General features: G+C 70.4%; 8 protein-coding genes and 1 pseudogene. 1 reads left to right on the top strand and 8 read right to left on the bottom strand.

The features are described from left to right. Positions 1-358: pseudogene (locus TNCT1_RS28130) on the top strand (aldehyde dehydrogenase); the annotation flags it as partial. Between the two features lie 357 nt (positions 359-715). Here TNCT1_RS28130 and TNCT1_RS28125 read toward each other — a convergent pair. The 8 genes from TNCT1_RS28125 to dnaK are packed head-to-tail and all read right to left on the bottom strand — an operon-like array spanning position 716 to position 9,685. Next, the gene (locus TNCT1_RS28125; protein ID WP_143637586.1) at positions 716-2,530 is read right to left on the bottom strand and encodes an FAD-dependent oxidoreductase; all 1,815 of its coding nucleotides are present in this window, start codon (positions 2,528-2,530) and stop codon (positions 716-718) included. Then, positions 2,530-2,793 (bottom strand): UBP-type zinc finger domain-containing protein, encoded by a 264-nt coding sequence (locus tag TNCT1_RS28120; protein WP_143637582.1) that lies wholly within the window; start codon positions 2,791-2,793, stop codon positions 2,530-2,532. Before TNCT1_RS28120 ends, TNCT1_RS28125 begins: the two co-directional genes overlap by 1 nt. Positions 2,794-2,799: 6 nt before the next feature. Next, positions 2,800-3,246 carry a thioredoxin gene (gene trxA, locus TNCT1_RS28115; RefSeq protein WP_143637580.1) on the bottom strand — a complete coding sequence of 149 codons (447 nt, stop codon included), beginning with the start codon at positions 3,244-3,246 and terminating at the stop codon, positions 2,800-2,802. After that, complete coding sequence (gene clpB / locus TNCT1_RS28110; protein ID WP_143637577.1) at positions 3,243-5,882, bottom strand: ATP-dependent chaperone ClpB; 2,640 nt, start codon at positions 5,880-5,882, stop codon at positions 3,243-3,245. Before clpB ends, trxA begins: the two co-directional genes overlap by 4 nt. Beyond that, a complete protein-coding gene (locus TNCT1_RS28105) occupies positions 5,873-6,247 on the bottom strand; it encodes a chaperone modulator CbpM (protein WP_235902939.1) in 375 nt (124 codons plus the stop codon). The genes clpB and TNCT1_RS28105 overlap by 10 nt, the downstream gene beginning before the upstream one ends. Next, positions 6,244-7,182: a DnaJ C-terminal domain-containing protein gene (locus TNCT1_RS28100; protein WP_143637574.1), complete on the bottom strand. Its 939-nt coding sequence runs from the start codon at positions 7,180-7,182 to the stop codon at positions 6,244-6,246. Before TNCT1_RS28100 ends, TNCT1_RS28105 begins: the two co-directional genes overlap by 4 nt. A 6-nt stretch (positions 7,183-7,188) precedes the next feature. Continuing rightward, the gene (locus TNCT1_RS28095) at positions 7,189-7,773 is read right to left on the bottom strand and encodes a nucleotide exchange factor GrpE (protein WP_143637571.1); all 585 of its coding nucleotides are present in this window, start codon (positions 7,771-7,773) and stop codon (positions 7,189-7,191) included. A gap of 10 nt (positions 7,774-7,783) precedes the next feature. Further along, entirely contained in the window at positions 7,784-9,685 is a 1,902-nt protein-coding gene (gene dnaK / locus TNCT1_RS28090; RefSeq protein WP_143637568.1) for a molecular chaperone DnaK, read from the bottom strand. Positions 9,686-9,817: the final 132 nt, after the last annotated feature.

Genomic DNA, 9,817 nt, shown 5'->3' with positions numbered 1-9,817 from the left:
GATCGACTCGGTCAGGTTCACGGGCGACATCGGCGTGGTGGGCGTGTTCCTGCCCCAGGACCCCGGCGGCACGGAGGCCCAGGGGGAGCTGGAGGCCCAGGGCAAGGTCCCGATCGACTTCGGGATGATGTGGTTCAAGGGCCAGCGCATGGGGACCGGGCAGGCTCCGGTGAAGAGGTACAACCGGGCGCTGCGGGACCTGATCGCCGGCGGGAAGGCGAAGCCGAGCTTCGTCGTCTCCCACGAACTCAGTCTGGACGAAGCCCCCACCGCCTACGAGCACTTCGACGCCCGTGACGAGGGCTGGACCAAGGTCGTCCTGCATCCCGACGGACACGGCAACGGCCACAAGAGGTAAAGGACCCGGGGTCGCCGTCCGCCCGCGTCCCCGGACCGGGCCGACCGGCGGACGGCGATCTCCCTGTTCTCCGACCGGAACCGGAGGCAGACGGCCTGCGCTCCGGTCGGACCCGGACCAAGGGCCTTTGCCCGCACTCGGGGAGGCGCGGACCCCGCAGTGTCCGCAGTGGCAGCACCCCGTTAACGGCTGCGGCCGCCGGCCAGTTCGCGGGCCGTGGTGGGACGCTTTCCGTGCCCGACGGCTGCCGCACCTCGACCAGGCCGACGCGTCCCGACGGGGGCCGTCGCAACGACGACGGTCGGCAGCGTGCTGGTGACCATCACCTTGCCCACGGGTGTCGGGCGAGCCCGTTCGTCATGCGAGCCATGCGGACTCCTTGTGACGTATGCGTGGGGAGACGTCCGAGTGGCCCGCGGCAGCCGACGTGCCCGTGGTGCCGGGTACGGCCGAGTGCCCCAGGTGCCGGTGCACGAAATGGATGGCCATCGCGCCCTCCCCGGCCGCGGAGGCCACCCGCTTCACCGAGCCGCTACGGACGTCCCCTACCGCGAACACCCCGGGCAGGCTGGTCTCCAGGGTCATGCTCGAGCGCCCGAGGCAGTGCCACACCTCGGGGTCGGTGCAGGCTTCCTGCGCCTGCGGCCCGGTGAGGACGAAGCCGCGGGAGTCGAGGGCGATGATGCCGGCGAGCCACTCGGTGTGAGGTTCGGCGCCGGTGAAGACGAACAGGCTCCGTACCGCGAGGCGGCGGTGCCCGCCCGTGCGGTTGTCGACCACGTCGAGCTCCTCCAGCACCTCCTGGCCGATCACCTCGGTGACCTCGGTGTGCAGCATGACCTCCACCCGTGGATGGTGCTCGACCTGGTCGATCAGGTAGCGGGACATGTTGGCCTCGAGGCTGGCTCCTCGGACCAGCAGGTGCACCTTCGGCGCGTACCCGGCGAGGAACAGCACCGCCTGGCCCGCCGAGTTGCCTCCGCCGACGACGGCCACCGGGTCGGTGCGGCACTGCTGGGCCTCGTAGACCGTCGCCGAGTAGTGCACGCTCGTCCCCTCCAGGCGTTCGATACCGGGCACCTGGAGCCGGCGATAACGGGCACCCGTGGCCAGGACGACGGCGCGGGCGGCGATCTCGCTGCCGTCGGCGAACGCCACCACGTAGTGGTCCTCGTCCTTGGGACGGAGACCGGTCGCCTCCAGCGGAAGGCTGATCCTCGCGCCGAACTTGTCGGCCTGGAGCACGGCGCGTTCGGTGAGTTCGGCACCGGAGATTCCGGAAGGGAAGCCGAGCAGATTCTCGATGCGGGACGACGTGCCGGCCTGGCCGCCGGAGGCCATCGACTCCACCACGGTGGTGCTCAGGCCCTCGGAGGCGGCGTACACCGCGGCAGCGAGGCCGGCGGGTCCGGAACCTACGATGAGGACGTCGCCGTGACGGTTCCCGGCGGGTAGTGACGGCAGGCCGATGAGCCGCGCCAGTTCCGCGTTGCTGGGGTTGCGCAACAGGGTGGTGTCCCGCCAGATGACGAGTGGTGTCTCGGCCGGGCCGACGCCGAAGCGGCGCAGCAGTTCCTCGGCCTCCTCGTCGGTCTCCAGGTCGATCCAACGGTGCGGCAGCCGGTTGCGGACGGCGAACTCGCGCAGCCGTCTGGTGTCGGGCGAGTAGCGCGAGCCGATGATGCGGAAGCCGGCGCCCTGTCCGACGAGCAGCGCGCGACGGCACAGACAGGCGCGCAGCACGGTGTCCCCGATGGTGGAGTCCTGGGACACCAGGTGGCGCAACTGGTCCAGGGAGACGACGAGGACCTCGCCCGGCTCCCTGGTGACAGCGGTGTAGAAGGCCACTTGTTCGTGCAGCAGGCCGAGTTCGCCGATGAAGCGACCGGGGCCGTGCACGCGCAGCACGTGCTCCTCGGGAGTGCCGTAGTCCTCGACGACGGCGACGGTACCGCTGAGTACGACGAAGAACGTCGCGCAGCGCTCTCCCTCCCGGATCAGCACGTCGTTCGGAGCCATACTCCGGCGTTGCCCGTGTTCCGCCAGACGTGCCGTCTGGTCCTCGGTAAGGCGGGGGTACGCGCCGTAGATGTCCGGGGTCTCCCAGAAGGCGGCCTCGGCCGCGTCCTCCGGCACCGGTTCCTCGCCCGGCAGCGACTGGTCGCCGGACATCAGACGAACGCCTCGTGAACGAAGCACCAGCGCCATTCCTCGCCGGGCTGGAACGACTGCACGATCGGATGGGCGTCGGCGGCCGCGTGCCTGCGCGCGTGCCTGTTCGGCGAGGAGTCGCAGCAGCCGACGTGCCCGCAGGTCAGGCAGAGCCTCAGATGGACCCACGGGGAGCCGAGCAGCAGGCACTCCTGACACCCTTCCGGGGTCAGTGGCTGGACCGGCCGGACAAGCGCGAGGTGGGGGTCTGCGTGCAGGGTCATCCTGAATCACCCTTTCCGGGCAATGATCGACTGTTCCACCCACTGGCGCAGAGCGGGGGCGGGCGCCGCCCCCGCCTGCCGGGCGACCGTCTCGCCCCGGTCGAGGATCAGCAGTGTCGGTACGGCCTGGACCTCGAAACGCCGCGACAGCCGCGGGTTCTTGTCGACGTCGACCTTGACGAGTTTGATGCGGCCGGCGAGATCGGTGGCGACCTTCTCCAGTGCGGGGCTGACCATGCGGCAGGGGCCGCACCAGGTGGCCCACAGGTCGACCACGACGGGGACGTCGGCCCGCTCGGCGACCTCGGTGAAGTCGTCGTCGCCCGCGTCCACCGTCCACGGCAGGGGCTGCTTGCAGTGGCCGCACCTGGGGCGGCCCGCCGCGGCCACGGGCACCCGGTTGACTCGCCCGCAGTGGGGACAACTGACGGTCGTCGCCTGCACCGTGCTCATGCCGCCCGCGCTCCCTTCACGTCCTCGGGCTGGTCGTAGGTGACCACCAGTTCCCCCGCCTCGGCGTCGACGCGGACCGTCGCGCCGTCCTGGACGTCACCGCGCAGCAGGGCGCGTCCGACCAGTGTCTCGACCTCATGGGAGATGTAACGCCGCAGCGGCCGGGCCCCGTACACCGGGTCGTAGCCCTGGTGGGCGATCAGTTCACGTGCGGCATCGGTGAGTTCGACGGTGATGCGGCGTTCCGCGAGCCGGCGGCGCAGCTCGTCGAACTGCAGCTCCACGATCCGCTCGATCTGCCGCTCACCGAGCGGCTTGAACAGCACGATGTCGTCGACGCGGTTGAGGAACTCCGGGCGGAAGTGCCCGCGCAGTTCGCCCATCACCAGGGCGCGGGCGTCGGGCTTGATCTCACCTTCGGCGGTGGCGCCGTCGAGGAGGTGCTCGGAGCCGATGTTGGACGTCATGATGATCACGGTGTTGCGGAAGTCGACGGTGCGGCCCTGGGCATCGGTGATGCGGCCGTCGTCGAGGATCTGCAGCAGGGTGTTGAAGACATCGGTGTGCGCCTTCTCGATCTCGTCGAACAGCACCACCGAGTAAGGCTTGCGGCGTACGGCCTCGGTGAGCTGACCGCCTTCCTCGTAGCCGACGTATCCGGGCGGTGCGCCCATGAGCCGGCTGACGGTGTGCCGCTCCTGGTACTCACTCATGTCCAGGCGGACCATGTTCTCCTCGGAGTCGAACAGGGCCCGGGCGAGGGTCTTGGCCAGCTCGGTCTTCCCGACGCCGGTGGGGCCGAGGAAGATGAACGAGCCGATGGGGCGGCGAGGGTCGCGGATGCCGGAGCGGGCGCGGATGACGGCGTCGGCCACGAGCTTGACGGCCTCGTCCTGGCCGATGACGCGCTCGCGCAGGATCTCGTCGAGGCGCAGCAGTTTCTCGCGTTCGCCCTCCTGGAGGCGGGCGACGGGGACGCCGGTCCAGGCGGCGACGATCTCGGCGATCTCCTCCTCGGTGACGACCTCGCGCAGCAGCCGGTTCTTTCCTTGTTTGGCGGCCAGTTGCTCCTCCTCCGCCGCGAGCCGGCGTTCCAGGTCCTGGAGGCGGCCGTAGCGGAGTTCGGCGGCTCGGTTGAGGTCGTAGGCGCGTTCGGCCTCCTCCGCTTCGTGGCGCACCTGCTCCAGTTCCTGGCGCAGTTCCTGCACGCGGCGGATGGCCTGCCGTTCGGCCTCCCACTGGGCGCGCTTGGCGTCGGCCTCGCCACGCAGGTCGGCCAGTTCCTTGCGCAGTTCCTCCAGGCGCGTCCTGCTGGCGGCGTCGGTCTCCTTGGACAGGGCCGCCTCCTCGATCTCCAGGCGGGTGACGCGGCGGGTGATCTCGTCCAGTTCGGCGGGCATCGAGTCGATCTCGGTACGCAGCCGGGCGCACGCCTCGTCGACGAGGTCGATGGCCTTGTCCGGCAGGAACCGGTCGGTGATGTAGCGGTGGCTGAGGGTCGCCGCGGAGACCAGCGCCGTGTCCTGGATCTTCACGCCGTGGAACACCTCGAGTCGTTCGCGCAGTCCGCGCAGGATGGAGATGGTGTCCTCCACGCTCGGCTCGTCGACCAGCACCTGCTGGAAGCGGCGTTCGAGGGCGGCGTCCTTCTCGATGTGCTTGCGGTACTCGTCGAGAGTGGTGGCGCCGATCATGTGCAGTTCGCCGCGGGCGAGCATCGGCTTGAGCATGTTGCCCGCGTCCATGGCCCCTTCGGCGGCGCCCGCGCCGACGACGGTGTGCAGTTCGTCGACGAAGAGCAGGATGCGTCCCTGGGCGGCCTTGACCTCGCTGAGCACGGCCTTGAGGCGTTCCTCGAACTCGCCGCGGTACTTGGCGCCGGCGACCAGGGAGCCCATGTCGAGGGCGAACACCGTCTTGTCGCGCAGGCCCTCGGGGACGTCGCCGCGGACGATGCGCTGGGCGAGGCCCTCGACGATGGCGGTCTTGCCGACGCCGGGATCGCCGATGAGGACGGGGTTGTTCTTGGTCTTGCGGCTGAGGATCTGGGTGACGCGGCGGATCTCCGCGTCACGGCCGATGACCGGGTCCAGCCGCCCGGACCGAGCCTCGAGGACCAGGTCGCGGCCGTACTTCTCCAGAGCCTCATAGGCCACTTCAGGGTTGGCGGAGGTGACGCGCTGGTTGCCGCGGACCTGGGTGAGCGCGCTCAGGAACGAATCCCGGGTCACGCCGCGCTCCTTGAGCAGCCGTCCTGCGGCGGTCGCCGACCCCTCGTCGGCCAGGGCGAGCAGGAGGTGCTCCACGGACACGTACTCGTCCTTGAGGCGTCTGGCCTCCCGCTCGGCGGCATCGAGCAGGCGGGACAGGCGCTGAGTGACGAAGACCTGGCCGGGTGCCGCGCCGGGACCGGTGACCTTCGGGCGACGGGAGAGTTCCTCGCGCACGGCCGCCCGCAGCTCCTTCGGCTCGGTGCCGGCCTGTTGCAGCAACCGCGGGATCAGACCGTCCTCCTGATCGAGCAGCGCGAGCAGCAGGTGTTCCCCGTCGACCTCGGTCTGCCCCATGCGGACGGCCGCGCTCTGGGCCTCCTGGAGGGCTTCCTGGGACTTCTGCGTGAGACGGTTCATGTCCATGGCGGTGTTTCACTCCTCGTACCGGCGCGGCGCAGGGCGGCTTCGAGCTCGCTGATGCGGTCCAGCAGATCGAGCACCAGGCCGATGGATGCGTAGTTGAGGCACAGCCCGGTACGCAGCCGCTGGACGCGGGCGAGGACGGCCGGTGCCGTGGGTTCGAACACCAGCCCTCCCGAGGCGTCGCGCTCGGCCTCGACCAGGCCCAGAGCGACGAACCGGCGGACGAGGTCGGGGTGGACGCCGGAGCGGCGGGCCACAGTCTGCAGGGAGAGCCTGGGCACCGGCACGATCGCGTACCGGACGCGTGCCGGCGCGGGAGCTGTCAGCCGGGACGCCTGGCGCGCCCCGACGCGTGGGTCACTCATCGTGTGCTCCTGGGGTCGAACGAGGAGACGGCGGCGAGCTCCTCGAAAAGTGCGCGCTCCCGGTCGCTGAGCCTGGACGGCACCATGATCCGGAGTTCGGCGTAAAGGTCGCCGTTCGTGCCGCGCGGGTCCGGCATGCCCTCACCGCGCAGGCGCAGGCGTCGACCGCTGGACGAGCCCGCGGGCACGCCCACCTTCGCCGTCGCCCCGCTCGGCGTGGGCACCGGAACCGTCGCGCCCAGCGCGGCCTCCCAGGGGGTGACCGGAAGCTGCGCGTACACGTCCCGCCCGTCGAGGCGGAACCGGGGGTGCGGCTGGATCCGCACCCGCAGGTACAGGTTCCCCGCGGGGGCGTCGCCGTCGCCCCGGCCGCCCTCGCCCGCCAGCCGGATGCGCTGCCCGTCCGTGACACCCGGAGGCACGTCGACCTCGTACCGCCGCGGCTGCCCGGTGGAACCGGCGAGCGTGACGGTGCGACGGCCTCCGCGGTAGGCCTCCTCGACGGTGAGCGGCAGTTCGGCCTCCTGGTCGGCTCCGGGGACACGCACCCGTCCGGCGCCCCCGAAGAACGAGCCGAACAGGTCGTCGACGTCGACGCCCTCCGCGCCGAAGCCGCTGGTGGCATACCTGACCCGGGGTCCGGCCCCGGTGGACCAGCGGAAACCGCCGCCGGGTCCCGCGCCTGCACCGACCCGCTCCTCCCAGTCCTCAGGGACCTTCCGGAAGTCCTCGCCGAAGCGGTCGTAACGGGCCCGTTGGTCGGGGTCGGACAGAACACTGAAGGCCTCATTGATCTCCTTGAACCGCTCCTCCGCCGCGGGGTCCTTGTTGACGTCGGGGTGGTACCTGCGGGCCAGCTTGCGATACGCCCGCTGGATCTCGTCCGTGTCGGCGCTTCGAGGAACCCCGAGAACCTCGTAGAAGTCGCGTGCCATGGCCGCTCACTCCCGCTTGGCGACGGTCACGGCGGCCGGCCTCAGCTGCCGCTCGGCCTCGCCGTAACCGGGGCGCAGCACCTGCGCCACGGTGTTCGGTTCGGCGTCGGGGTCCTGGATCACGCCGACGACCTCGTGCCGGGAGGGGTCGAACGGGACGCCGGTCTCGGCGTGACGCTCGTAACCAAGGCGTTCAAGGACGGACACGGCCTGGTCGCGCACGGCGCGAACCCCCTCGACGATCGCCCCGGGGTCGGAGCCCGCGTGATTCAGGGCCAGTTCGAGGTTGTCGACGACGGGAAGGAAGGCCGCGGCGGTGCGGGCGCGTTCGACCGCGCGCTCCCGGTCCAGTTCCCTGGCGTGTCGTTTGCGCAGGTTGTCCAGGTCGGCGAGAGCACGCCGCCAGCGGTCCTCGACCTCTTTCAGCGCGGCCGCGTACTCGTCCTCGCCCCCGGTCGGACCGGTGGCCGCATCGGGCCCCGGTTCTGCCTCCGTGGTCGGCGGCGCGGGCTCTGGCAGGTGGCCCTGCGGCGATTGTGCGGCGCCTTCGGGCGGCGGGTCGGACCATCGGTCCTGGGGAGGGATCGGCATGGCGGGTACCTCAGCCCTTGTCGAACTCTGCGTCGATCACGTCTTCGTCGGCGCCGGCCCCGCCCTGCCCGGAGCCGTCAGGGCCGGCGGTGTCCGACGGGCCACTCGCCGCCGCTCCGGCCTGGTGGGCGGCGAGCCCGGCATGGACCTGCTGGAGTTCGGAGATCAGCGGCCTGGCCTTGTCCACTCCGGCCTCGTTCTTGACCGCGTCGCGGGCCTCGGCCACCAGCATCTCGGCGCGGGCCTTCTCGTGCGCGGGCGCGGCCTCGCCCAGTTCGTTCAGGCGCCTCTCGACCTGGTAGGCGATCGCGTCGAGTTCGTTGCGGGCGTCGACGGCCTCGCGCAGTGCCTGGTCCTGGCCCCGGTTGCTCTCGGCCTCCTGGACCATGCGTTCGACCTCGCTCCGGTCCAGGTTGGAGCTCTCGCTGATGGTGATGCCCTGTTCCTTGCCGGTGTCCTTGTCGCGGGCGCTGACGTTGAGGATGCCGTTGGCGTCGATGTCGAAGGTGACCTCGATCTGGGGTTCGCCCCGAGGCGCCGGGCGGATGTCGGTGAGCTGGAAGTGGCCGAGCACCCTGTTGTCGGCGGCCCGTTCGCGCTCGCCCTGGAGAACGACGATGTCGACGGCGGGCTGGTTGTCCTCGGCGGTGGAGAAGGTCTCGCTGCGGCGCACGGGGATGGTGGTGTTCCGCTCGATGATCTTCGTCATCACACCGCCCCGTGTCTCCACTCCCAGCGACAGAGGTGTGACGTCGAGCAGCAGAACGTCCTTGACCTCGCCCTTGAGCACGCCGGCCTGGATAGCGGCGCCCAGAGCCACGACCTCATCGGGGTTGACGCTCATGTTGGGTTCCTTGCCGCCGGTCAGCCGACGGACGAGGGCCTGGACAGCGGGGATGCGGGTGGAACCGCCGACGAGGATGACCTCGTCGATGTCGTTCTCACCGACCTTGGCGTCGGCCATGGCCTGCCGGACCGGACCGAGGCAGCGTTCCACCAGGTCGCTGGTGATCTGCTCGAACGTGGACCGCATGATCGAGTCGGTGAGATGCTTGGGCCCGGAGGCGTCGGCGGTGATGAACGGCAGGCTGACCTGGGTCTGGGTGACGGAGCTGAGTTCGGTCTTGGCCTTCTCCGCCGCCTCGAACAACCGTTGCAGGGCCTGCGGGTCCTTGCGCAGGTCGATGCCGTTCTCCTTCTGGAAGTCGTCCGCGAGGTGGTCGACCAGACGCCGGTCGAAGTCGTCGCCGCCCAGATGGCTGTCACCCGCGGTGGAACGCACCTCCACCACGCCGTCGCCGACGTCGAGGATGCTCACGTCGAAGGTGCCGCCGCCGAGGTCGAAGACCAGGACGGTCTCGTGCTGCTTCTTGTCCATGCCGTACGCGAGGGCGGCCGCCGTCGGCTCGTTGATGATGCGCAGCACTTCCAGTCCCGCGATCCGTCCGGCGTCACGGGTGGCGGTGCGCTGGGCGTCGTTGAAGTAGGCGGGCACCGTGATGACCGCCTCCGTGACCCGCTCCCCGAGCTGCTTGGAGGCGTCGTCGGCGAGTTTGCGCAGCACCAGGGCGCTGATCTCCTCGGGGGCGTACAGCTTGTCACGCACCTTGAAGCGGGCCTCTCCGTTGTCTCCCGGGACGACGTCGTAGGCGACGGCCTTGGCCTCGTCGGGGATCTCGTCGAAGTGCCGGCCGATGAACCGCTTGGCCGAGTAGATGGTGCCCTTGGGGTTGAGAATCGCCTGGCGCCGGGCCAGCTGGCCCACCAGACGCTCGCCTGTGTCCGTGAAGCCCACCACGGACGGTGTCGTGCGGTTGCCCTCGCTGTTGGGCACGACGGACGGCTCGCCGCCTTCCCACACGGCGATCACCGAGTTGGTGGTGCCCAGGTCGATGCCCACTGCCTTGGCCATGAGGAACTCCTTCCGCGGCGGTCGACGTCCGTCGGCGACCGTTCATCGTCCGGGCCACGTCCGCCCGGCTTCGAAACTCGTTCAGCTGAGGGCGGCGTCGCTGCGCGGGTGCCGCCCCCCCGGGGGAGGAGG

Source organism: Streptomyces sp. 1-11, from assembly GCF_007176755.1.
GTDB lineage: Bacteria > Actinomycetota > Actinomycetes > Streptomycetales > Streptomycetaceae > Streptomyces.
The sequence above is the reverse complement of the archived record's forward strand: the minus strand, read 5'-3'. Positions and strand labels throughout refer to the sequence as shown.